Annotated in this window: 22 protein-coding genes; 3 read left to right on the forward strand and 19 right to left on the reverse strand. The window is 41.7% G+C overall.

Going from position 1 to position 22,977, the window contains the following annotated elements; genetic code table 11:
- Positions 1-50: 50 nt before the first annotated feature.
- The 12 genes from proB to F2B13_RS08595 all read right to left on the reverse strand — a co-directional run bounded on the left by proB (position 51) and on the right by F2B13_RS08595 (position 14,137).
- Positions 51-836 carry a glutamate 5-kinase gene (gene proB, locus F2B13_RS08540; RefSeq protein WP_149274655.1) on the reverse strand — a complete coding sequence of 262 codons (786 nt, stop codon included), beginning with the start codon at positions 834-836 and terminating at the stop codon, positions 51-53.
- Between the two features lie 68 nt (positions 837-904).
- A complete protein-coding gene (locus tag F2B13_RS08545; RefSeq protein ID WP_149303995.1) occupies positions 905-2,104 on the reverse strand; it encodes a glutamate-5-semialdehyde dehydrogenase in 1,200 nt (399 codons plus the stop codon).
- Positions 2,101-3,228, reverse strand: coding sequence for an aspartate aminotransferase family protein (locus F2B13_RS08550; RefSeq protein ID WP_149274657.1), 1,128 nt, complete (start codon positions 3,226-3,228; stop codon positions 2,101-2,103). The genes F2B13_RS08545 and F2B13_RS08550 overlap by 4 nt, the downstream gene beginning before the upstream one ends.
- A gap of 123 nt (positions 3,229-3,351) precedes the next feature.
- Positions 3,352-4,152, reverse strand: coding sequence for a pyrroline-5-carboxylate reductase (proC, locus tag F2B13_RS08555; RefSeq protein ID WP_149303996.1), 801 nt, complete (start codon positions 4,150-4,152; stop codon positions 3,352-3,354).
- Between the two features lie 71 nt (positions 4,153-4,223).
- Positions 4,224-5,198: an N-acetyl-gamma-glutamyl-phosphate reductase gene (argC, locus tag F2B13_RS08560; RefSeq protein ID WP_149274659.1), complete on the reverse strand. Its 975-nt coding sequence runs from the start codon at positions 5,196-5,198 to the stop codon at positions 4,224-4,226.
- On the reverse strand, positions 5,191-6,381 hold the full coding sequence (argG, locus tag F2B13_RS08565) for an argininosuccinate synthase (protein ID WP_149274660.1): 1,191 nt from the start codon (positions 6,379-6,381) through the stop codon (positions 5,191-5,193). Before argG ends, argC begins: the two co-directional genes overlap by 8 nt.
- A 65-nt stretch (positions 6,382-6,446) precedes the next feature.
- On the reverse strand, positions 6,447-7,073 hold the full coding sequence (locus tag F2B13_RS08570) for a GNAT family N-acetyltransferase (protein WP_149274661.1): 627 nt from the start codon (positions 7,071-7,073) through the stop codon (positions 6,447-6,449).
- Positions 7,074-7,293: 220 nt separating this feature from the next.
- Complete coding sequence (gene mptB / locus F2B13_RS08575) at positions 7,294-8,655, reverse strand: polyprenol phosphomannose-dependent alpha 1,6 mannosyltransferase MptB (protein WP_149274662.1); 1,362 nt, start codon at positions 8,653-8,655, stop codon at positions 7,294-7,296.
- Between the two features lie 90 nt (positions 8,656-8,745).
- Positions 8,746-10,230: a cellulose synthase family protein gene (locus F2B13_RS08580; protein WP_149274663.1), complete on the reverse strand. Its 1,485-nt coding sequence runs from the start codon at positions 10,228-10,230 to the stop codon at positions 8,746-8,748.
- 1 nt (position 10,231) lies between these two features.
- Positions 10,232-10,921, reverse strand: coding sequence for a glycosyltransferase family 2 protein (locus F2B13_RS08585; protein WP_149303997.1), 690 nt, complete (start codon positions 10,919-10,921; stop codon positions 10,232-10,234).
- Positions 10,922-11,113: 192 nt separating this feature from the next.
- Positions 11,114-12,706 carry a 4Fe-4S binding protein gene (locus F2B13_RS08590; RefSeq protein ID WP_232622921.1) on the reverse strand — a complete coding sequence of 531 codons (1,593 nt, stop codon included), beginning with the start codon at positions 12,704-12,706 and terminating at the stop codon, positions 11,114-11,116.
- A 69-nt stretch (positions 12,707-12,775) separates the two neighbouring features.
- The gene (locus tag F2B13_RS08595) at positions 12,776-14,137 is read right to left on the reverse strand and encodes an NAD(P)/FAD-dependent oxidoreductase (RefSeq protein WP_149303998.1); all 1,362 of its coding nucleotides are present in this window, start codon (positions 14,135-14,137) and stop codon (positions 12,776-12,778) included.
- A gap of 277 nt (positions 14,138-14,414) precedes the next feature.
- Between F2B13_RS08595 and F2B13_RS08600 the strand changes: the two genes are divergently transcribed.
- A complete protein-coding gene (locus F2B13_RS08600; RefSeq protein ID WP_149303999.1) occupies positions 14,415-15,419 on the forward strand; it encodes a glycoside hydrolase family 113 in 1,005 nt (334 codons plus the stop codon).
- 48 nt (positions 15,420-15,467) lie between these two features.
- The gene (locus F2B13_RS08605; protein WP_149274667.1) at positions 15,468-16,457 is read left to right on the forward strand and encodes an amidohydrolase family protein; all 990 of its coding nucleotides are present in this window, start codon (positions 15,468-15,470) and stop codon (positions 16,455-16,457) included.
- Between the two features lie 15 nt (positions 16,458-16,472).
- Here F2B13_RS08605 and def read toward each other — a convergent pair whose 3' ends face one another.
- The 3 genes from def to F2B13_RS08620 all read right to left on the reverse strand — a co-directional run bounded on the left by def (position 16,473) and on the right by F2B13_RS08620 (position 18,619).
- Complete coding sequence (gene def, locus F2B13_RS08610; protein WP_149274668.1) at positions 16,473-17,003, reverse strand: peptide deformylase; 531 nt, start codon at positions 17,001-17,003, stop codon at positions 16,473-16,475.
- A 30-nt stretch (positions 17,004-17,033) separates the two neighbouring features.
- Positions 17,034-17,840: a DUF6503 family protein gene (locus F2B13_RS08615; protein WP_149274669.1), complete on the reverse strand. Its 807-nt coding sequence runs from the start codon at positions 17,838-17,840 to the stop codon at positions 17,034-17,036.
- A 92-nt stretch (positions 17,841-17,932) separates the two neighbouring features.
- A complete protein-coding gene (locus F2B13_RS08620; protein ID WP_317131626.1) occupies positions 17,933-18,619 on the reverse strand; it encodes a VOC family protein in 687 nt (228 codons plus the stop codon).
- A 213-nt stretch (positions 18,620-18,832) separates the two neighbouring features.
- Here F2B13_RS08620 and F2B13_RS08625 point away from each other — a divergent pair, with 213 nt between their 5' ends.
- Positions 18,833-19,846, forward strand: coding sequence for an N-acetylmuramoyl-L-alanine amidase family protein (locus tag F2B13_RS08625; RefSeq protein WP_232622923.1), 1,014 nt, complete (start codon positions 18,833-18,835; stop codon positions 19,844-19,846).
- Here the strand turns inward: F2B13_RS08625 and F2B13_RS08630 are convergent.
- The 4 genes from F2B13_RS08630 to F2B13_RS08645 are packed head-to-tail and all read right to left on the reverse strand — an operon-like array spanning position 19,843 to position 22,965.
- Positions 19,843-20,550 (reverse strand): TIGR04283 family arsenosugar biosynthesis glycosyltransferase, encoded by a 708-nt coding sequence (locus F2B13_RS08630; protein WP_149274672.1) that lies wholly within the window; start codon positions 20,548-20,550, stop codon positions 19,843-19,845. The genes F2B13_RS08625 and F2B13_RS08630 overlap by 4 nt on opposite strands.
- A gap of 8 nt (positions 20,551-20,558) precedes the next feature.
- A complete protein-coding gene (gene arsM / locus F2B13_RS08635; RefSeq protein ID WP_149274673.1) occupies positions 20,559-21,524 on the reverse strand; it encodes an arsenosugar biosynthesis arsenite methyltransferase ArsM in 966 nt (321 codons plus the stop codon).
- Between the two features lie 6 nt (positions 21,525-21,530).
- Positions 21,531-22,346 (reverse strand): purine-nucleoside phosphorylase, encoded by an 816-nt coding sequence (locus tag F2B13_RS08640; RefSeq protein ID WP_149274674.1) that lies wholly within the window; start codon positions 22,344-22,346, stop codon positions 21,531-21,533.
- On the reverse strand, positions 22,327-22,965 hold the full coding sequence (locus F2B13_RS08645; RefSeq protein ID WP_149275435.1) for a TIGR04282 family arsenosugar biosynthesis glycosyltransferase: 639 nt from the start codon (positions 22,963-22,965) through the stop codon (positions 22,327-22,329). The genes F2B13_RS08640 and F2B13_RS08645 overlap by 20 nt, the downstream gene beginning before the upstream one ends.
- Between the last annotated feature and the right edge of the window lie 12 nt (positions 22,966-22,977).

Genomic DNA, 22,977 nt, shown 5'->3' on the forward strand with positions numbered 1-22,977 from the left:
TAAGGATTTCAAGTTAATTCTTTTGGTTATAAAAGTTTAGCGGGTCGTTTTTACATTTTTTTGGGATCCAAAAGTGATGTAATCTTAGTCTTCTGACTTTTATTTTCTAAGGCATCAATAATAAAGTTATCGGAAAGCCCATTGACGATCCAAGTTTCGATCTGCGCTTTTTGTGCAATAAGGGCCGCTTCAATTTTTGATTGCATGCCTCCCGTACCATGCGATGATTTAGAAATGCTTATTTCTTTTTGTAAACTATGTATGCCGATTACTTCTGGTATGGTTTCGGGGTGTCCACTTTCTAAGGAGGCCTTCGTGTAGATACCGTTGGTATTGGTAGCGATAATTAGAAGGTCGACCTTTAGTAGGCAGGCGGTCAATGCAGCGAGCTTGTCATTATCTCCGAACTGTATCTCGTCGGCAGCTACCGTATCATTTTCATTAATAATCGGAATTACGTTGTTCGAGACCAGTATGTCAATAGTGTTTTTGATGTTGGACTTGGCTTTTGGATTTTCAAAATCTGAATAAGACAAAAGACATTGGGCCGTAAAGAGACCTAATTCCCTAAAATTTTCCTGAATGATTCGCATTAAGTGGGGTTGACCTATTGCTGCTAAGGCTTGTTTAACATTGATTTCACCTCCATTATGTTCAAGTTTAACAAACTGCTTGGCCGCGGCGATCGCACCGGAACTCACAATGATAAACTCATATTCATTTCCGAGTTTAGCAATCTGTCGCGCAATGTCCTCTATTTTCCCCCTGGAAATTTGATCCGTTTCCTTGGTCAGGGTATTGGAACCTATTTTTAACAACACACGTTTTTTCATAATTCTCTTTCAAGTTATTGCTAGGTCAGAGCAATAAGATATTCCTTTCATCACTTTCCAGTGCCCTACAATTAAGGCCGAATTTGCCCCGTACCTTCAACATACCATTTATTGGTGACTAAATGCTGCAAACCGATGGGACCTCTTTGGTGCAGCTTATCCGTACTAATAGCTAGTTCACCGCCCAATCCGAATTGGCCCCCATCGGTAAATCGTGTCGATACATTATGATAAACCGCCGCACAATCTACGCCATTCATAAAGTAGGATGCGGTTTTTGAATTTTTGGTCACAATCGATGCGGAATGTCCTCCACTGTATTTATTGATTTTGGCAATCGCTGCTTCAACACCGTCAACTAGGCCGAGTACAATTTTATAATCTAAAAATTCCTCGTACCAAATTTCTTCGTTTGCAATAGGTGTTGTCCCTTCGAGCCCCTTTATATGATCATCGACGAAAATTTTGACTCCGTACTTCTTCAATTCTTGGGTCAATTGCCGGATAAACTGTTGCTTTTCAGGTAAGTCCGACGCTATAATAACTTTATCCAAGGCGTTACAAGCCGAAATTTTCGTAGTCTTGGCATTCTTGATGATATCCATGGCTATTTGCAGATCGGCCTCATGGTCAACGTATACAAAATTATTACCGCGACCACTCACAATAACGGGGCAGGTCGCATGCTCTTTTACAAAAGCAATCAGTCGCTCCCCGCCCCTTGGTACGATCAAGTCTATTTTTTCTGTAGGATGCTCCAAAAAGGCCTGGGTCTCTTTGCGATTGAATTGTAAGTAGGTGACCCAGTCAAAAGATGCTCCGTGTTCGCCTAAAGCATCATGCCATAATTTCAGTAACACTAGGTTGGAGTTGAGCGATTCCTTACCTCCCTTCAGCAATATTTTGTTACCTGATTTAAAAGCGATGCCTGCGGCCTCGATGGTGACATCGGGCCTTGACTCATAAATAATCATTACAGTGCCGAAAGGTGCGGTTTTATTGCTTACCCGCATACCGTTTTCGTGGGTGAATTTAAACCGTTCTTTCCCTAAAGGATCTTCTTGGCTGGCCAGTTCTTGAAGGGATCGTACCATGCCGGCTATTTTATCGTCGTCAACTTTCAGACGGTCTCTCATGGCGATGTCTTCTCCTACGTAGGTTTCGATATCAATTGCATTCGCATCCGAAATGGCCTTACGTTCCTTTTGTAGTAGACGGGCCATAGTCTTAAGAACGGCATTTCGTTTTTGTATGTCTAAAAATGCCTTCATTGGAGCTCTTTTTTTAAGGCTGAGAAAAAAGTATCCAGATCATTTTCCGTGATATTCAAGGCGGGGAGCACTCGCAATACAAAGGGGTCTTTAGCCCCGCCGGTAAATAAATGTTGATTGTAGATCAGGCGCTTCCGTAAATCCGCTACTTCAAAATCAAATACTAGGCCGAGCATAAGACCTCGACCTTTCACTTTTTTAACTTGGGAAATTTCTGCGGCAAGGCCCCTAACATAGCCTTCTAAGCGCGCCGCATTGGCCAGTAGTCGTTCTTCTTCCAATACTTCCAAAACCGCAAGAGTAGCTACACAGGCTAAATGATTGCCACCAAATGTGGTGCCTAAAAGGCCATAAGAAGCTTTGATATCGCTATGTATTAGCACTCCTCCCACGGGAAACCCATTGCCCATACCCTTGGCCATCGTAATAATGTCGGGTTGTATCCGGTGATGCTGAAAACCGAAAAACTTGCCCGTTCTACCGAAGCCGGACTGTACTTCGTCTGCAATGAGCACTACCCCGTACTCTTTACAAAGAGAGGCTATTTTTTGATAAAATGTTGTAGAAGGCTCGTCTAGACCGCCAACACCTTGGATGGCTTCTAGAATTACGCAGCATACGTCGTTCTTCTCGATTTCTTCCTGAAAAGCTTCTACGTCGTTGAAGGGTACGAAGGTCACCTTCTGTTGCTGATTGATAGGAGCATTAATTTTAGGGTTATCTGTGGCAGCAACGGCAGCGGAGGTCCGCCCGTGAAAACTATTCTTAAAAGCGATGACTCTCGCCTTTCCTGTATGGAAAGAAGCCATTTTAAGGGCATTTTCATTGGCTTCCGCACCGGAATTGCACATAAATAGATTGTAGTTATCGCAATCCGATATCTTTCCGAGTTTGGACGCCAGTTCTTCTTGTAAAGGATTTTTGACCGAATTGCTATAGAATCCGATACGATCCAATTGATCTTTTAATCGTTTGACATAATACGGATGTGAGTGTCCAATGGAAATCACAGCGTGACCTCCATAAAAATCTAGGTAATTTTGTCCTTGGTCATCAGTTACCACAATCCCTTTTGCGGAAACTGGGGTTACATTGTACAGTGGATATACATCAAATAATTCCATTCGATATTCTTTTAATTTCGTGGTAAGGAATACATTCCTTTGGTTTTAGCGGTTGTTCCATTTTATAAATGGGCCTTTGCTTGCTTTTTACAGAATGAACCGATTAACATTTAGTACGTATGGCTATAATTGGCCCTCCTTAATTTGACTTATCTTCTCATAAGAGGCTACGATACCTTGAATCAGTGAAGAACTTAAGCCTTGGTGCTCCATTTCGTTAAGGCCTTGAATGGTACAACCTTTTGGGGTCGTTACCTTATCGATTTCAGCTTCTGGATGACTTCCTGATTCAATAAGCAAATTTGCGGCGCCATTGCATGTGTGCATGGCCAATTCCTGTGCTTCCTTAGCATCAAATCCAAGCTGGATGGCCCCTTGCGTGGTGGCACGTATCAAACGCATCCAAAAGGCAACTCCACTGGCACAAATGACCGTGGCCGCCTGCATTTGTTGTTCAGGTATCTCCATAGAATGGCCCATACGGTTGAAAATTGCCTTGGCCAAGGCAATCTTTTTTTTGCCTTTATCATTACTACAAATACAGGTCATCGATTGCCCCACTGAAATGGCAGTATTCGGCATGCTTCGAATAATATTCCGTTCAGGCCCTATCAAAGCCTCCATTTTGGCAATACTAAAACCGGTAATTGTCGAAATGATCACGTGATTGTCCGTGAGCAAATCTTTAATATCCCTCAAAATGTCGTGAAGCTGGCTCGGTTGTACCGCAAAAATCAGTATATCCGAATTTTTTACCGCTTCGCGGTTATCGGAGGTTATGGTAACATTGCCGTATTTTTCAAATTGCTCAATGTCCGAGGTGTTACGCTTGGTCAAATACATGGAGGTGGCTCCATTGGAGTTCAAAATACCTTTGGCAATGGAGACTCCTAAATTTCCTGCACCGATAATCGCTATTTTCATTCTCTTCTATTTATGTCTTTTTCCTGGGTTTGGAAATCATAACAAGTAAGGTCGACGCCTTATTTCAAATTTTAAAAAACTCCTGCCTTTAGCAAGAGGCCTAGGCTTTCATTCATTCCAAACATCAAATTCATGTTTTGTACGGCTTGTCCGGATGCTCCTTTCAACAAATTGTCAATAGCTGAAGTTACCAATAGGGTCTCTTCATGTTTGTACAAATGAATATGGCATTGATTGGTATTAACTACTTGTTTAAGGTGAATAGGTTCTTGGGATATCTGGGTGAAAGGCGCATTGGCATAAAAACTTTGATACAAATCAACAGCCTCGTTCAGGCCGCCTTCGAAAGCCGTATAGGCAGTGGCAAAGATACCCCGTGTAAAATTACCGCGATTTGGAAGAAAATGTAAGGTTCCCGAATCGGTTTGTAACGATTTTAGACTTTCATTGATTTCACCCAAATGTTGGTGCGTAAACGGCTTGTACCAACTCACGTTATTGTTTCGCCAGCTAAAATGAGAGGTCGCCGATAAGCTGACCCCGGCACCCGTACTTCCGGTAACGGCGTTCACATGAACATCGTTTGCTAGAAGTTTGGCAGCGGCCAAGGGAAGTAGGGCCAATTGAATGGCCGTTGCGAAACAGCCCGGATTCGCCACATAATTTGCTTTGGTAATTTTCGTTTTGTTCAGTTCAGGCAATCCGTAGACGAACTCCTTATGTTCAAAAACTGAATCTTTTTTTAATCGAAAGTCGTTGCTTAGGTCGATGATTTTCGTGTTCTTCGAAAACCGATTTTCCTGTAAAAATTTGGAGGAATTACCATGACCTAGACAAAGAAAAACGACGTCAACCTCAGGATTTGACTTTCCTGTAAAGGCGATATCTGTAACACCCATCAGATCGGCATGGGCAGTACTCACTTTTTTGCCAGCCTTTGTCGTGCTGTACACAAAGTCGATGGCGGTCTGCGGATGCTGTAGTAAGATTCGAATAAGCTCGCCTCCTGTATAACCCGAACCCCCTATGATGCCCGCCTTAACCATGTTTTTTGTTTACGTGGTTATAAATTTTACCTGGGTTGGATAGTATTTTGATAAAACCTTTGGCATCATCAGCAGTCCAACCCTTGTTCATTTCGCCGTAGCTTCCAAAAGAAGCGTTCATTAGATCATGTTCTGAAGAAATTCCGTCCAAGGTAAATTGAAATGGGTTCAAACTGACGAAAACCTCGCCCGAAACGTTTTTCTGGGTATCTGTTAAAAAAGCTTCGATATTGCGCATAACTTCATCGAGATAATTGCCTTCATGTAAAAGCATGCCATAAAAATTGCCCAGCTGTTCTTTTTGAAACTGTTGCCACTTGCTAAGGGTATGTTTTTCGAGGAGGTGATGTGCCTTTATAATTATTAAAGATGCCGGGGCCTCGAAACCTACTCGACCTTTGATGCCAATAATGGTGTCACCCACATGAATGTCTCGGCCAATGGCGTATTTTGAAGCTAGTGCATCCAGCTTGATTATATTATTAACAGGCGAATCTTTTGCGCCGTTTATGGCAACGATTTCTCCTTGCTCAAAGGTCAAACTCACTTTTGAGGGCTCTTTTTTTTGTAGTTGACTGGGATATGCCGAATCGGGTAAAGCCTTTTCGGATGTCAAGGTTTCTTCCCCTCCTACAGAAGTTCCCCATAGACCGCGATTGATAGAATATTTGGCCTTTTCCCAAGAATAATCTACTCCGTTTTGTTTTAGATACTCGATTTCGGCTTCTCGCGACAGTTTGTTGTCCCTAATGGGGGTGATAATTTCGATTTCTGGTGCAATGATCTGAAATATCATATCGAACCTTACCTGATCGTTACCAGCTCCAGTGCTACCATGAGCAATACTCTCCGCTCCGATTTTTTTGGCATATTCGATGATTTCCAAGGCCTGTACTATTCGTTCCGCACTTACCGAGAGCGGATAGGTGTTATTTTTCAGCACATTCCCAAAAATTAGGTATTTTACTACCTTGTCGTAGAAGGTCTGCACGGCATCGATCGAGGTATACGAGCTAGCCCCCAATTGCAAGGCTTTTTCCTTTATGGTGGCAATTTCTTCCTTTGAAAAACCGCCTGTATTCACACTTACGGCATGGACCTCAAAACCTTTTTCCTTTGATAAATATTTGGCGCAATACGAGGTGTCTAGACCACCACTATAAGCTAGTACTAATTTTTTCATTGTATTAAGTTTACTCAGGTTATATGGATGTCGCTGGGCAATTGAATGCCCGAACGATTGGGTTCTTATTTATCCTTTTTTTTGAGAAATAGACTCTCTTTAATGCTTTTCAGACGTTTAAAGGCGGTACTGTTGACTTCATGTTTTGCTTTCTTTGCATTTTTCTCTTTCGCTTCCGGGTCGTACAGCATACCCGTGCACAAACACATTTTTTGTTCGGTACGCGTGAGAATATCAAAGTTCTTGCAGGTTTGGCAGCCTTTCCAAAATTCAGGATCGTTGGTGAGTTCTGAAAACGTCACTGGTTTGTAACCGAGCTCATAGTTCATTTTCATTACGGCCAATCCTGTGGTAATACCGAATATCTTGGCATCGGGAAATTTTTCCCGTGAAAGCTCGAAAATTCTTTTTTTGATTTGTTTGGCAAGCCCTTGGTTCCGATAGTCAGGATGTACAATAAGTCCTGAATTGGCCACAAAATCTTTGTTGCCCCATACCTCGATATAGCAGAACCCTGCAAACTTATCTCCGTCTAAGGCAATTACAGCGTTACCGTTCTGCAATCTTTTTTGAATATACTCCGGAGTACGCTTAGCGATTCCCGTTCCCCGAATTTTTGCTGATTCCGATATGGTTTCGGCAATTATTGGGGCATATTTAAAATGTGATTCGTTAGCAATTAATATTTTCATTGCCAATGTTGATTGAATTTAAATGGTAAAAAATTAAGGGTTGTTCTTTAAGAAGGGAAATGGACTCACCTATTTCCATGAAATATGCATCACCCTTACGGGCGGCGAGAAGAAAACGGACGAGCCGGGGCGATTACGCCCAATGTTACTAATATGTGCTTTTGTCCTTTCATGGAAAATCAAATGTACAAGATTACATCGAAATTACAACACAACAGGTCTAATTTTTTCGAAAAATTGGTTTTTGCTTCATTTGATTAAAAATTTCATACGCGATAAACCCATATACGCAGATATATTCAAAGGCCAAGAGCATTAGGTTTTCCTTGAAATCCACTTTAGAATACGCGTAGTAGCTTAATACCACTGCAGCCGACCATACAATAGCAAATCGATACTCCGTAAATATGGTAAGGATAACCAAGAAAATAATGTACCAAGGGTGAACGGTTGCCGATAGCATATAATATGTGGTCAGAATAAGGAGCATCGAAGAAATTAATACAGAAAGTTTCTGGTTTTCGCGAAAAATAGTAGTTATCAGAATAATGAGAACAATAACAATCTGGGTAATCGTACCATGGGTTTTGATTAGCTTCCAGGGTTTGACATCGAATTGTATTGCAATATGTTTTATGCCATTGTAAAGCCCCGCATTAAATTCAAAATTAGAAAACCAGAGTCCGACCGTTTTAGTATAGTTTGTCAAAAATTCCGGAGAATAGAATGGTAAAAAGAGCAAGAGGCAGCTTATCCCTACAATTAAATAAAAAATCAGACTTTTTTTAAGACCAAAATATTTGAAAAAGAGGGGCAGAAATAAGAGTGGTACTAACTTTACTGCTATGGAAAGGGCGTAGGGCAGTGCAGCAAGAGCCCATTTCTTAATAGAAAGTAAATAAAGCGACCACACAAAAAAGAAGAGCATGACCCCTTCAAAATGAAGGTTTCCAGTAAGCTCTATTATTACCAAAGGGTTCAGGAAGTACCAAAAAATAAGATGCGGCGAACGGTTCAGGTTTTTCAGCAACTTGCGTCCGAAATAGACGATACCTAAATCGCAAAGAATGATGATACTTCGCATAACGACTACTTGTGCTAGAATACTCTTGCCTCCCAATAGAGCGGCAAAGGCAAAAAGAAATTGATGTAGGGGCGGGTAATTACTGAAGTGTTTCGCACTGAGACTTCCCATGCCTTGGTAGAGCTCTTGGGCGTTAGGTATAAAAAGGTCTTCTTGAGCTATTAGTTCATTTGGCGTAGCCAAATAAGGGTTGACAAAATGGCTCACCAACTGCCCGTCCCAAATAAAACGATAGAAGTCTTGTGAAAGATTGGGTTCGGTCAATAAGAAGATTATCCGAAAAAGTAGCCCAACAACAACTAAAAATTTTAGGTTCCATTTTTCAAACTGAATCAGTTTAAAGCACAGAAAAAACAATCCTGCGAAAAGGGTCAAGAGCTTGATAAAGTCCTTCCGCTCTAAGTGATGGGAAAAGGTATAGTACAAGATTAGACAAAGTATGGTCAATATAATGGGTACTTTGTGCAGCTTCCAGTACGTACTGAGTTGGTTGGACATTGGTTTTTTCAGAGGCTTAGAACCGAAAAAGTAGTAAAATTTAATCAAATGCCCTGTTAAAAGATTCAACAGAATACGATTAAGATACTTTTAAGCTCTGGCCGTCAATGACTTGGTAAATACAAAACCAAATCCTATGAAAAGCATCAAGTGAAAGGGAAACAAACCGAAATCGTCCAAAGGAATTGCGCTATACATGCCGAAAAGAAAATAAAGCATTAGTACCGCTTCTAGAATCATGTTCGGAGAAAGTTTTTTAGTGAGATACTTATTGCCCTTCCATGAATCGGTAATATTATTCAGATTAAACTTGGGCGTACGTACAAATTCGCTGCGTTTTCCCATATGCCCTTCTAGAACTGCAATGGAGTTATGTAAGGAGAAACCCAATGCGACCGAGAAGAAAGTAAAAAACAGTTTAATATAGTCTACGAAATTATCAAAACTACTTCCTTGTATGCTCTTATAGGTGAACCAATAGCAAACGAAAAGTATAATAGTGCTCAACACGAATATTTTCAGTACTTCAAAAACGATATCGAACTGTGGGTATATCGCTTTTATGTACATTGCAGGTATACTCAGAAGCGAAACTAGGAAAACACATAGGAACATGGAGCTGTTCAGCAGGTGCATGACGCCATGAAATTTGGTCTTAAAAGATATATTCTTAGCGATAATAACGTTCCACACGCTCTTTCTGAAGTTCTCGGCTCCACCTTTGTTCCAGCGAAATTGTTGTGATCTGGCCGCACTGATAACCACCGGTAATTCTGCCGGCGTCTCTACATCTTCCAAATATTTAAACTTCCAATTCTTTAATTGGGCGCGGTAGCTCAAATCAAGATCTTCGGTAAGGGTATCTCCTTCCCAGTTACCGGCGTCGAGAATACATTTTTTTCTCCATATACCTGCCGTTCCGTTAAAATTGATGAAATGACCTTTTGCATTGCGACCCACTTGTTCTAAGGTAAAATGGGCATCGAGGGCAAAGGCCTGAATTCTGGTCAAGGTCGAATATTCGCGGTTGATATGACCCCAACGGGTTTGTACCACGCCAATTTCTGGATCTTTGAAATAAATAACGGTCTTTTTTAACCAATCGCCGGAGGGCATAAAGTCCGCGTCAAAGATGGCGATCAATTCTCCTTTGGCAATTTTAAGCCCTTCCTTCAAGGCTCCAGCCTTAAACCCTTGCCGATTTTTTCGTCGAATGTGTTCAATATCCAGTCCTGTAGCTTTCAGTGCTTTTATGCGCTCGGCAGTGGCCAAAACGGAATCGTCGGTGGAATCGTCAAGTACTTGTATTTCGAGCTTACTCTTAGGATACTCGATTTTGGCAATATTCGCCAAAAGACGTTCCATCACATATTCCTCGTTGTAGACTGGTAGTTGAATAGTCACAAATGGAATCTCCTTTGGGTCTAGAAGGTTGAATTTCGGCGCCTCTTGGTTCCGTTTTTTATAACCCAAGTAATTCACCAAAAGGTTGAGTTGGGCCAAGCTGTAAAAGAATATCAACAACAGAGCAATACTGTATATGATTAGGATAATATAAGCAATGAGTACTCCCATATTATTTAAAGCTGTATTTAAAAATCCAACCTAATATTTTTATGCCTGCAAATATACTACCTTTTACGGTCCCCGACACTTTTGAAAGGCCAATTCTTTTTTTATAACGCACTGGTACTTCGGTATATGCCAATTTATTTTTTAGGGCTTTTAATTGCATTTCAACAGTCCACCCATACGTCTTATCCTCCATCTCCAGAGTTAATAACTTGTCATACTTTATAGCTCTAAACGGTCCTAGGTCCGTAAATGTTGCCCCAAAAAGTACACGCATTAAAGCGGTGGCCAACCAATTGCCGAAAACCTGCTGCGGTGTCATACTGCCCTTCTCCCTTAGTTGCTCTACCCTAGCCCCGATTACAAGATCTTTATCATCCTCTAAAATAGGGGCCACAACTTTGTTAAGTTCTTGGGGAAAATCGGAGTAGTCCCCATCGATAAATACGATGATCTGAGGTGGTTTGGATTGCTTTGCGATATATTCCATTCCTTTTAGACAGGCATAGCCATAACCTTTTCGATTTTCGATAAGTACCGTTGCCCCGGCCGCTCTTGCATTTTCCTCCGTGCGGTCTGATGAATTATTGTTGACCACGATAATTTCAGAGACCGAATCGGGAATGTCTTTGATGACTTCAGCTATTGATTCGGCTTCATTGTATGCGGGAATGATTACCTTGATGTCTGTCATTACTTCAAATCGAGAGCTAACTTTTCGCGGCCAAAACTACTTAAAGAAAACCATACCTTCTCATTATTTGTGGTGCTTAATTTGGCCTTTGGTAAGCTTTTTAGATAGAAAAGTACATGTGTCGAAGGTATGTGGGTGATACATACGTCTTTGCTTTTTTAGAACAGCTGAGTACGTAGTTCCATTGGAATGCTATTTTTTGTTGTGATTATGTACCAACTCCATCAAATCAACGTCGTTGCCCAGTAAAACCTGCCTGCTTTCAATGCGCCCTTGTGTGGGGCCGTTTTCTAATTTGAGCACTCCCCTTGGGCAAACCGCGGAGCATATACCACAGCCCACGCAGCTTGAGCGAACGATATTTTCACCTTTCTGCGCGTACGCGCGAACATCAATGCCCATTTCACAGTAAGTAGAGCAATTACCGCATGAAATGCACTGTCCACCATTGGTGGTAATCCTGAATTTAGAAAAGAGCCTTTGCTGAAAACCCAGTATAGCGGCCATCGGGCACCCAAAACGACACCATACCCGGTTGCCGAAAATAGGATAAAAACCAGTGCCGATTACGCCTGAGAAAATACTTCCTATAAGTACGCCATACCATTGCCTTAAGGTCGCGGTCTTGAAAATGAATATATTTTGATCACCACTGAAGAAATGAAAACCGATCATGGCCATTAGTATGACAAAATAGCCTATGGCCCCATATTTTGCGTCTTTCTGTAATTGGTCACGTTTATAGATCATCGCCCAAGCAAATACTGCGGTCAAAATCACCGCTGAGCCTATTAAAAAGGTGGTTTTGGTCAACCAATATTTACTTGTATCGTTTCCCAGGTATGAATGTACCACTGCGATGGTCATTACGGTAACGAATACTACCACACTATGTACTACCCATCGTTCTATTTTCCAAGCTATCATCGATTTATCGCTAAGCTGTCGGAAGGAATCTCCCGCGGTCTCTGCGAGACCGCCGCAGCCACAAACCCAAGAACAGTACCACCTTTTTCCAAATTTATAGGTGAGAATCGGGGTAATCACAAAAATCGAAAGTACCCCAAAAATCAATAGGGCGAGCCCAATATCACCAGCATCAATGAAGCCGTTCACTCGATAACGTTCGAAATTATAATAATTCAAGGGCCAAATGTTCTTCAAATCATAATACGGTAGATCTCCATTAAGCCTTGCCATAATTTCAGGAATTATAAAGGCGAAAGCCGTCTGAAAGAACATCACGCTTACCGTTCTGATTATTTCGTAGTTGTTATGCCGATATTTCCAAATGAACTTGATGCCAAAGGCTAGTATGGCGATGGTGTATAGGGTGCCATAAACGAACCATTGACTGGCGGGATTGCCGCTGAGAAATTTACTCAAAGGGTCGAAAAGTGCTATAATACCTGTGTTCTCCCCTTCCTTGACGAGCCCGAGATATTCGGGATAAAAATAAAGCACGATATAAAAACCGGTCAGGACAATGCCGGCGACCCAGCCCCACAGTCCACGGCTGGATATCGATTTGAACCAGACCCCATCATTTTTTATTCCTTTGGAAGTATTTCCATATTGCGCAATAGTGAACCATACCACACCTGCGACGATGGCCAGTAGTGCCAGAGTGAGCCAAAAGGCCTTGTTCGGAAATTCAATATTAAAAAGGCTCAAAACCAATACACCCAAGCCAGACATGCCCAAAAGGGTGGCAAGCTTTTGAGGTGTATTTAGGGCCTTTGGCGGTTGGCCGGTAAGAGCCATACTTCGGGAAGCGTTTTTCATTTTAAATGGGTATTCGTTATGCCTATAGCGTATTTTCTGCGCACCGTAAAAAGAACGTAATTCTCTCTTTTAAGACCTCAATTGTAAAATTCGTTTCCAACTCTTTTTTTTCGGGCGTATGTCCGTCCCAAATTCCATATTGTATTTTTCGATAATATCCGATTCATAATGCCCGTAGAACTCTGGATCAAAATTGGCATCCTTTAAATGTGCTATGACGTAGTCGATTGTGCGATTTTCGGTCAGCCAAAGGTCAAATAGTTCATGTCGTAAACGAATTCCTAAGGAATTGATGCCCAAAAATTGACGGGTTTCTTTATCACAGGCAATCGTCATGCAAATTTTTTCATTGTTGTGACGCCAATGAAAATGTTGTTCCTCTTCATTTTTATGGCGTTCATTGAATACCCAACCATAGGTTTGGTATTCGATATCGAGAAACTTGGCCGAGTTGAACCAATGGCCTGGATTGTATTTCGTTTTATTTCCGCATATGGTCTGAGCCACGGTTTCGCCCATCATTCGGCCAGTATACCATACCGCTTCGACAGGCCTTCGGTGACCTATGGGCTTATGTTGTTCGGCACAGTCTCCAATGGCGTAAACGTTGGCAATATTGGTTTCGAGATAGCGATTCACTTTGACCCCCTTTCCCATGTCAATGCCAGAACCTTTTAAAAAATCGATATTTGGGGTTACGCCTGCTGTAAGTCCGACAAAGTTGCACGGTATTTCCTCTCCAGTTTCTTTGATGGTAACAGCTCTCACTTGGCCGTTTTTGTCTTCAAGTATCTCTCCAAGATTAACACCCAAACGCAAATCAATGTGATGCTCTTGTATATGCTCGTTGATCATTGCGGAATCTCCCGAAGGGAGCACTCCATTCCAGAAACTATCTTCCCTTACTAAAAAAGTTACAGGTATCTCACGGCTTCTTAGCATTTCACAGAGTTCGATACCAATGAGTCCTCCTCCTACAATTACTGCGCGTTTGCAAGTGTTGTTGTTCGGTGCATAAAGTTCTAGATTATCGAGATCTTGTTTTGAGACTAGGCCTTGAACGCCTTTAAGTTCTTGACCGGGCCAACCGAACATATTTGGCTTAGATCCGGTGGCTAATATTAGGGTATCGTAGTCAATATCATCACCTTTTTCTAAAAGTAACTTCTTTTTTTTGGGGTCTACCTTTGTTACATGGTCCTTTATGAGATTGATTTTGTTTTTTTCCCAGAAAGAATTTTCGTAGGGCTTCAGGTGATCAAATTTCATGTGCCCCAAGTAAACATACATCAAAGCGGTACGAGAGAAGAAATACTCGGTTTCAGATGAAACGATGGTGATTTTTTTGGCCTGGGCCTTTGCAAGCTTTCTAATATGTCTGGCCGCCGTTACACCCGCGATGCCATTTCCGATAATAACAATGCTTTCCATTCAGAGATTAATATACGATTAAGTCGTGAACTTTAAAAAGTCTTACTTTCGAAACGTCATTATTATTAAGAGCATAACAAAAGATTCAAGTTAATGACTTCAATCTGGACATTGAAAAAATGGGCCATACTTTAGCGAAGGTCGCTAAAGGCAGTGCATACGTTTACGTTTATCGTTTAATGGACTATCATGGCAGGCTATGCTATAGCACATTTTTGAAGGACGTCTATTTAAGGTCTCTGGAATTAGCTTATTTTAGAAGTCAAATACCATGTAAATGCTAAGGTGGGCGCTCTTTTTAATTATCTTTCTTCAATTTTCCTGTTCAGGGCAAAAACAGCCAAAAATAAACGGTGTGAGCTTGGTCGCTTCACGAGAAGAAATCGTACAGGAACATATCACCGAGGTGGCACAGATATTTGCCAATCATGCTGCGGTAATGCCATTCGGCTTTATTCGGGATACGCTCTCGCCTGAAATAATTTTTGATACGGACCGTCAATGGTATGGGGAAACCAAAAGAGGAGCGATGCAGTACATCGGACTCTTACATGACAATGGAATCGAGACCATGGTCAAGCCGCATATTTGGATCTGGAGGGGTGAATTTACGGGTCATTTGAAAATGGAAACTGAAAAGGAATGGCAAGTACTGGAGTCATCCTACGAACAATTTATTATCACCTATGCCAAAATGGCCCAAGAAACCGGGTCCGAATTATTTTGTATAGGCACTGAATTGGAACAATTTGTGAACCATCGACCCGAATATTGGAACAGATTGATCAAAAAGATACGAACGGTGTACAAAGGTAAATTAACTTATGCGGCCAACTGGGACGAGTTTACACGGGTGCCTTTTTGGAATCAATTGGATTATATAGGAATAGACGCCTACTTTCCATTGTCGGAGGCAAGAACCCCGACCATTGCCCAATTGCGTGCCGGTTGGCAAAAACATAAAAGCAAAATTCAAGAGCTTTCGGAATGGCACGGTAAACCCGTTTTGTTTACCGAATGGGGGTACCGAAGTACCGATCAGACCGCCTGGAAGCCCTGGTTGGTCGACCGTCATGAAAATGCGCCTAATATGAATGGACAGGTTAATGCTACACAGGCCATTTTTGATGAATTTTGGGATGAGCCGTGGTTCGCCGGTGGTTATGTCTGGAAATGGTTTGTTCAGCACGGGCAGGCAGGCGGAGCAGTTGATAATCGATTTACCCCCCAAAACAAACCTGCTCAGGAGGTAATCGCTCGAGTTTATAAAATGTACAAGTAGCATTTGCCTCGGGTAAAACAGTTGTGTAACTTTTATTTAGGTTTTATTATGAAATCTTTTGAAGAGATTGAAAAAATAGATGCACATGTGCATTTTAATACGGTTCGAGACCCTCTTTTTAAGTATGGGCAAGAAAATAATTTCCGTTTTCTTTCGATCAATACCGATATGCCCCTTTTTTCTTCCTTGGAAATGCAAAAAGCAACAAATTTGAGCTTGATAGAAAAACACCATAAACGACTTCATTTTGTAACTTCTTTTTCATGTGCCGAATGGCAATATGAAGGATGGCAAGAAAAGGTAATCCATAAAATCAAGAGTGATTTACAAGAGGGTGCGATAGGGGTCAAAGTCTGGAAAAATATCGGAATGGCTCTAAAAGATGGCGAGACCTATGTGTCGATAGACCATGAGCGCTTTGATCCTATTTTTAATTTTTTGGAAGAAAATGACATTGTACTATTGGGCCATATAGGCGAACCCAAGAATTGTTGGTTACCTCTTGACCAAATGACAGTTCGGTCTGATCGTGACTATTTTTCAAAGAATGAGGAGTATCATATGTATTTGCATCCCGAATGCTTGGGATACGATGAACATTTAAAGGCCCGGGACCGAATGCTTGAAAAGCACCCAAAGCTTCGGTATGTAGGCCTCCATTTGGCCAGTCAAGAATGGGATACCGATGAAGTGGCCGGTTTTTTGGATAAGTTTCCGACCGCCATGGTCGATTTGGCCGAAAGGATCTGTCATTTGCAGCACCAAGCCATTACCGATTGGAAGAAAGTACGTGCTTTTCTAATGGATTACCAAGATCGTATTATCTATGGCACTGACTGTGTGGATGAAAATACACTGACGGATAAGGAACTTGTCGAATTTATGGATGGTAGGTATCGTTCGCATTGGGAATTTTTTACAGGGCACCATACGATGACGGTTCCAAAGGTGACCGGCCAATTTAGGGCAATGAACCTGCCTCATGATGTAGTGGAAAAAATATATAGTAAGAATGCGATCAATACGTACGGTATTTGAATAGGATGTTGGTACTTAGATAGTCCAATACTTTTCAAATTCTTCTCTAAAGGCCAAGGTTTCCATCGACTCCATTCGATCGATAAACAGGATTCCGTTGAGATGATCCAATTCATGTTGCGCCACAATGGCTGAAAACCCGTCCAGTTCTATTTCAAAAGTAGTACCAGTTCTATCAAGGCCTTTCAAGGTAATGCTTCTGTGCCGTTCCAATCTGCCGCGAAGCCCCGGAATCGATAGGCAACCTTCCCAACTTTCTGTTTTTTCAGGAGATCTCTTTATGATTTCTGGATTAACAACAACATACAGAGGAAAGTTCGCTTTGTTGGGATATCTCGGATTTTCTTTCATTTCCATGGCGAAAACACGGTCTAGAATTGCTACTTGTGGGGCGGCAATACCGGCCCCCTCTTCATGTCTCATAGTGGCTATCAAGTCGTCTATAAAACATTGAAATTCTTTGGAGTGCAGCCGTTCCTTCGATACGGTGTCGGATTTATTGCGCAATAGGGGGTGCCCCAGTTTTATAACCTCAAGAACTGCCATTTTTCATCATGCTTTTTGGGTTTAAGGGCCTTAGTTTTCTAAGCTCACTATGTTTTCTGTCTCTATTCGAGATAACTCCTTGAGCTTTCCGTTTTCAAAAAGTTCGGATAGTTCATGTAAGGGGGTGCCTAAAGAAGCTTCGTAGTTGATATAATCCTGAAACCGAATACCGTCAATAGTTCTTGGTTTGTAGGCACTTCGAAAACGTACTCCTCCACCATTCGTTTCGTAACTGTAGGCCAAATAGTCCATTGTATGGGTTTCCGTATTGAACCAATAGAGAAACTCGTCATTATGGTCATTTCCACCACCGATTCGGTCAAAGTTTACGCCTACCATATCATAGTTTTCACCTTTTATCGATGTTTTTCCAATATAGGTTTTATTAACGGCCTTATCGTTTAATTTATAAGGTAAAAGTGCAAAATAAATGACTGAATTTAGTGCTTCGCTGTATTTAGTCACATCTTTTTTGGAGAGGGCTACTTCGGTATCGTTAACAAAGCGTTTGAAGGTGCCGCTATTTAGAATATCGGTAATTTGAGTTCCACGCTCTGAAGATGTGACCGTATATTTAAAATTACCATTGTTGTTGCGAAATGTATATTTTTTCTTTCGGAATTCAAACGAATAAAACGCATTATGATAACGTTCACCACCATGAGCCTCGATGGCCTCATTGACCACTGAATCAGCTTTTTTCATTTTGCTTGATTGGGTCGACTGCTCCGACTTCTCTTCCATATCGGTATTCGTCTTGGTTTTTTTACTCTCACTAAGGCATGAGGTTAGCAAGAACAATGTCATCAAGAATAAATAGTAGATGCTTTTTTTCATCTGCATAATTTTATCGTTTTGTAGTGAGCGCATGTATTTGGTTTCCAAAATCCTTTTAAGTCGATCTATTTTTAACCCCTCAATATATAAATTTAGATTTCGAAGATACCCCGAGGAGTTTTTAGAGTGGCCTTTAAACTTATTTCTTTTGATTTTATTAGCTGTAATTCCAATCCGAGCGCTTCAAAGAGTTCAACAAATTGGTCGGGGTTGGGATGCGTTCCATACAGTTCGATTAGTTCACAACCCATTTCTGGCATTACATCACAAGGATGTGTTGCAGAACTGCTCCAATCGATTGCGAAAGGAATCAATTCAACCTCAGGTACAGCAAGAGGTACCAATAATTGCCATGTGAGCTCCGAACCGTTCGCAGTGACCCGACTCCCTTCCGCTATCGTGCCCATATGCTCGTGATGCCGCAATATGATTTTACGATCTTCTTGCAACTTTTGGGAGCGTATAGCCCAACGTGTTATTTGATTTCTGGACAGAATGTCTACCCCCATCCACCTGGGCGGCAGAATATCTTGATTGTGATGGTCTGAAGCAAGTAATTCGAGATATGTTCGGTCATTTAGTTTGACCAATGCGTTTTTCGTACCTTGGGTTCGGTGATAACCACCAAAAATAGGGCAAACGCCAAATTTTTCTTGAAAATTTGAGACAGCCTTGTCCAAATGCTGCACCGCAAATACAATATGGTCTATTGGTCTCTTAATACCTATTAATTTACATCTCCGTTGACAAAGGTATTTGAATGTTTTATAGCATACAATTCATGCGTATATTTTGCACATAAACTGTTGACTAAATCGTTAACTAAATTTTCTGAGCCCTGGTATTATTCATTAGGTGTTTTTTATTTTTGTAACAATGATCTGCCGATTAGGCATTGTTTTTGATTTAAGGATTAGAGTTAGTTTATAGTTTTGTTTCACATGTTTTTACATCGGTTTCGCGTACTACTTCTGAGTGGATTCATTATGGGAATGGCATTTTCCTCATATGGTCAAGACTCTGTCCAAGTCGTGGTCGCCGAAAGGGGAGACGGTATTCTCTCATTATTGAGGAAGCAAGGCGTCAACCCGTATAAGCACTATGACGACTTTATTGCGATGAACATGGATAATCTTCGTGATAGTATTCATCTATATGAGGGTCGCAAGTATCGTATTCCGACCGCGCCTCTCGATACTGTCGATGTCGTTGATTCCCTTCATAAAAAATCGAAGGAAATCAAAACAGTGGAAGGAAAGCAATACGCTATTTTCGGTAAAGAACATGCCACGGTTATTCCTAAGAGTGAAAACCTTAAAGGAGCTGTGTACTATTTGGTTTCAGGCCATGGAGGACCAGACCCCGGGGCTATGGCAAATTACGCTGGAAAAATGATTACGGAAGATGAATATGCCTATGATATTACCTTACGTCTGGCCAAAGAACTTATAGCCCATGGGGCCTTGGTATATATAATTATTCGCGATGAGAATGATGGAATACGAGATGGTCGAATTTTAGAAATCGATCATGATGAGGTTGCCTATCCAAACGAGGTGATACCTTTAAATCAAGTGGCCCGTTTAAAACAGCGTGTCGATATCGTAAACGACTTATACCGAAAAAACAAGGGGCGCTATCAGCGGCTGATCGTTACCCATGTTGACAGTAGAAGCCAAGGTCAGAACATCGACGTGTTCTTTTATCACCATAAAAAGAGCAAAAATGGTAAAAAATTGGCCGAGAGCATTCATAGGACCTTTGAAAAAAACTATAAAAAGTATCAGCCCAATCGCAATTATTCGGGTACTTTCGAAGACCGTACTTCGTTGTACCTTGTAAAGAAGACCCACCCCGCCATGACCTTTATTGAGGTGGGTAACATTCGCAACAAGAAAGACCAACGCCGTATCTTGGATGCCGATAATCGTCAAGCATTGGCAAAATGGATTTCAGAGGGCATACTCCTTGATCACGAAAGTGGTGAAATAGGGCCGCTGCGTTAAGTGCTGATATTACGCTTGTAATAGTCGTATAACTGATCAGGGCCTTCACCCCTGAAGTTTTTTAGATGTATCATCCCGAAATGATATTGTAGTTTAACTATGCCCGTTTTCTTATATCTCCTTGCGGAAGTTCGAACGCGCCAGGGCAATACCTTGAAAGTAGTGATTTTATATAATCTTCCTATAAATTCTACATCTTCATAGATTGTATAGGCTTCGTTAAAGCCTTTGGCATCCCTGAAAATTCGGGTCGTGACGAATAGCGATTGATCCCCGCCGCGACAAAGAAGATAGTTCAGGCGCGTAAACCAAGCGAAGAATTTCAAGAACGGACTGGCACTTTCAAATTGCATTCGAAAACAACCAGCTTGTGTATTTGGCTTTATAGCTTCTACGATATGCGCCCCGAATTTCTTTGGCGGTAAGGTATCAGCATGTAAAAAATAAAGAATATCTCCCGAGGCATAACGCGCACCATAGTTCATTTGTCGGGCACGACCCTTATCGCTATGTAGCATGACTACATCGAATTCGCTCGCGATCTGGGGTGTGCGGTCATGGCTTCCCCCGTCGACCACAATAATTTCTTGAAGATTATCACGGTCTGCCTCCTGTTGCAAATAACGAAGTAACGATCCTAGTTTTTTCTCTTCGTTGAAGACCGGAATGATAACGCTTATTTTTAATGAAGATCGATTTGCCATATAAAACACTAACAGCAGCCTCCACCGTTATAGTGCCAAGTGCTTTCACTAATATGTATTTCAGGATTGGATTTTGCGAGTGCGGCCGCCGTTTTATCACAAACGGCCAAAGGTTGGTTTTGCATCAAAACGTGCCCTAGGCCATCGTCAAAATAGGGCTCGTCGCCGTAGTAAATCGCTGTTTTTCCAGTAAAAACACAGGGGCCATCACTAGGCATAGGGTCTTTTATGGCGGCAATTTCGATAGATTCAATAAAAATAAGCTTATCGGTCGGATAATGGTTCGGTGAGAGTACCCGATATGACTTTCGAGCCCTAATTTCTATCGTTCCGAAACCAGCATCGGTCAAAACCTTAATATAATCTTTTAGAGGTATGCTTCCGCTAAGGCATTGGGCCCTTAATCTATCATCGTTCCTTAGGGTATCGTTCATAGGTTGTTCACAAATGGGGTCGCTCATCACTAAACGTCCATGAGGTTTTAAAACACGGTACATTTCGCCGACCGCTTTTTTGAGATCGTCAATTTTGAAGATATTGAAGAGGCAGTTCTGGGCTGCAACATCGATACTTTCATCCTTTACTGGAAGGTGCAAAGCATCCCCTTTGACGAGGTCTACAAACTCACTATTGAACCAATCGTTTTCTTCTTCTGCAATACGGAAGTTTTTTCGTGAGGCTTCGAGCATCTCATCGACGACATCGATACCAATGACCCCATGCTTTTGCCTTGAAAAATACGCAAACTGCAAGAGTTCCATTCCCCCTCCGACCCCGACATACAAAACTTTCGGGTTGTTGACCAAATCTTGGGCAGACACTGTGCTGCCACAACCATAGTTCATTTCTTGCATTATTTTCGGAACGGAAAGGCCAGGAAATTGCCAAATGGGGTTGGTCGTACAGCATAACCCCACATCAGGGGTCAGGGCAGCTTCTTTATAAAGGTCGTTCGTGGCTTCTAAATAACTCATGGGTTTTTATATTTTTTTAATCAATTCTTTGAACAATTTCACCATTTTGGGTTCTGTCTTGGAGGCAATTTCTATTATTTCTTGAATATTTACCGGATCGAGGTGGTCGGGGTCACATTCATCCGTTAAAACGGATACGGCTACGATGGGTAGTCGTAAATGATTCGCAACAATTACTTCGGGTACCGTGCTCATTCCCACTGCATCGGCGCCAATAATTTTGAGCATTCGGTATTCGGCTTTGGTCTCAAGCTGCGGACCTACCACGGAAGCATAGACACCTCGATGCAGCTTGATATTTTCACTTTTGGCTATATCAATTAATTTTCCACGTAGGTTAGGGTCATAAGGTTCGGCCATATCGGTAAAACGGTCCCCGAATTTACCTACCCCCTTAAAGGCCAGAGGTGAGCCGCCCTGAAGGTTTATATGATCTTCGATCAACATCATGTCGCCCTTTTTAAAGCTGAGGTTTACGGCACCGGCAGCATTGGAAATAAATAGCTTTTGTATGCCCAATTGATGCATCACCCGAATGGGGTATGTGACATCGATAAAATCATAGCCCTCATAGAGGTGAAAGCGCCCTTGCATTACGACCACTTTTTTGTTTTCAAGCGTACCGTAGAGAAGTTTTCCAGAATGGAACTCAACGGTAGCCAATGGGAAAAATGGGATATGATTATAATGGGCTTCGATGGAATTTTCGATTTCATCGGCTAATTTGCCCAAACCGGTACCCAATACAATGCCGATTTCGGGTTTGTCGAACCCTTTGCTTTGTAGATATGCGGTAGACTCATCAAGTTGTTTCTGCGTCATTCTTGTTAGTATTTAAAAATGGTTTAAAAGCGTCATTATTTTTAATGTCTTCGAACCGGTCCACATCGTTTCGTAGTGCTAAAATAGCATGCTTTTCGTGCTGTAGGTCGCCAAGGGTGTCCTTAAGAACGGTAGGTGAGCCCCACGATTTGTGATGAAACAGGTCGGGTTTTAAAAACTTCATTCCTAAGAGGTAGTAGCCCCCGTCTTCGGCAGGTCCCACAACAAAATCATGGTCTTCTAGTCTTGCAAATGCTTCCTCGATATCGGCTTGACTCAAGTCGTAAAGGTCGCTTCCGATTACAATGATTTTATCGAATCCTGATGAAAAACCCTCTTCGAAGGCATGGGCCATTCGAAGGCCCAAATGAGCTCCGACCTGAAGTCTTTTATCATAAAATTGCGGGCTCCATATATCGTTTTCCCATATTTCCTCCGAATACCAGACTTGTTTAGCTACATTTAGATTTTTGGTGATGGAGACGGTATGTTCGAGAAGAAATTTGTAAATGTTCAAAGCCGTTTTATCACCAACTGTATTGGCTAACCGGGTTTTGCATTTGCCCAATTGTGGATTTCGGGTAAAGATGAGTAATAAGTTCTTTGAAACCAGGTTCATATAATTTACCGA

The organism is Pareuzebyella sediminis (genome assembly GCF_008367235.1).
In the GTDB taxonomy this organism is placed as follows: Bacteria; Bacteroidota; Bacteroidia; order Flavobacteriales; family Flavobacteriaceae; genus Pareuzebyella; species Pareuzebyella sediminis.

Bases quoted from the DNA above. Each gene is read 5' to 3' on its own strand.
- mptB (WP_149274662.1), bottom strand. From the start codon at position 8,655: ATGTCCAACCAACTCAGTACGTACTGGAAGCTGCACAAAGTACCCATT.
- F2B13_RS08585 (WP_149303997.1), bottom strand. From the start codon at position 10,921: ATGACAGACATCAAGGTAATCATTCCCGCATACAATGAAGCCGAATCA.
- F2B13_RS08645 (WP_149275435.1), bottom strand. From the start codon at position 22,965: ATGAACCTGGTTTCAAAGAACTTATTACTCATCTTTACCCGAAATCCA.
- argC (WP_149274659.1), bottom strand. From the start codon at position 5,198: ATGGTTAAGGCGGGCATCATAGGGGGTTCGGGTTATACAGGAGGCGAG.
- F2B13_RS08625 (WP_232622923.1), top strand. From the start codon at position 18,833: ATGGCATTTTCCTCATATGGTCAAGACTCTGTCCAAGTCGTGGTCGCC.
- F2B13_RS08630 (WP_149274672.1), bottom strand. From the start codon at position 20,550: ATGGCAAATCGATCTTCATTAAAAATAAGCGTTATCATTCCGGTCTTC.
- proC (WP_149303996.1), bottom strand. From the start codon at position 4,152: ATGAAAATAGCGATTATCGGTGCAGGAAATTTAGGAGTCTCCATTGCC.
- F2B13_RS08605 (WP_149274667.1), top strand. From the start codon at position 15,468: ATGAAATCTTTTGAAGAGATTGAAAAAATAGATGCACATGTGCATTTT.
- arsM (WP_149274673.1), bottom strand. From the start codon at position 21,524: ATGAGTTATTTAGAAGCCACGAACGACCTTTATAAAGAAGCTGCCCTG.
- argG (WP_149274660.1), bottom strand. From the start codon at position 6,381: ATGAAAAAATTAGTACTAGCTTATAGTGGTGGTCTAGACACCTCGTAT.
- F2B13_RS08595 (WP_149303998.1), bottom strand. From the start codon at position 14,137: ATGGAAAGCATTGTTATTATCGGAAATGGCATCGCGGGTGTAACGGCG.
- F2B13_RS08580 (WP_149274663.1), bottom strand. From the start codon at position 10,230: ATGGGAGTACTCATTGCTTATATTATCCTAATCATATACAGTATTGCT.
- F2B13_RS08545 (WP_149303995.1), bottom strand. From the start codon at position 2,104: ATGAAGGCATTTTTAGACATACAAAAACGAAATGCCGTTCTTAAGACT.
- F2B13_RS08570 (WP_149274661.1), bottom strand. From the start codon at position 7,073: ATGAAAATATTAATTGCTAACGAATCACATTTTAAATATGCCCCAATA.
- def (WP_149274668.1), bottom strand. From the start codon at position 17,003: ATGGCAGTTCTTGAGGTTATAAAACTGGGGCACCCCCTATTGCGCAAT.
- F2B13_RS08640 (WP_149274674.1), bottom strand. From the start codon at position 22,346: ATGACGCAGAAACAACTTGATGAGTCTACCGCATATCTACAAAGCAAA.
- F2B13_RS08550 (WP_149274657.1), bottom strand. From the start codon at position 3,228: ATGGAATTATTTGATGTATATCCACTGTACAATGTAACCCCAGTTTCC.
- F2B13_RS08600 (WP_149303999.1), top strand. From the start codon at position 14,415: ATGCTAAGGTGGGCGCTCTTTTTAATTATCTTTCTTCAATTTTCCTGT.
- F2B13_RS08615 (WP_149274669.1), bottom strand. From the start codon at position 17,840: ATGAAAAAAAGCATCTACTATTTATTCTTGATGACATTGTTCTTGCTA.
- F2B13_RS08590 (WP_232622921.1), bottom strand. From the start codon at position 12,706: ATGAAAAACGCTTCCCGAAGTATGGCTCTTACCGGCCAACCGCCAAAG.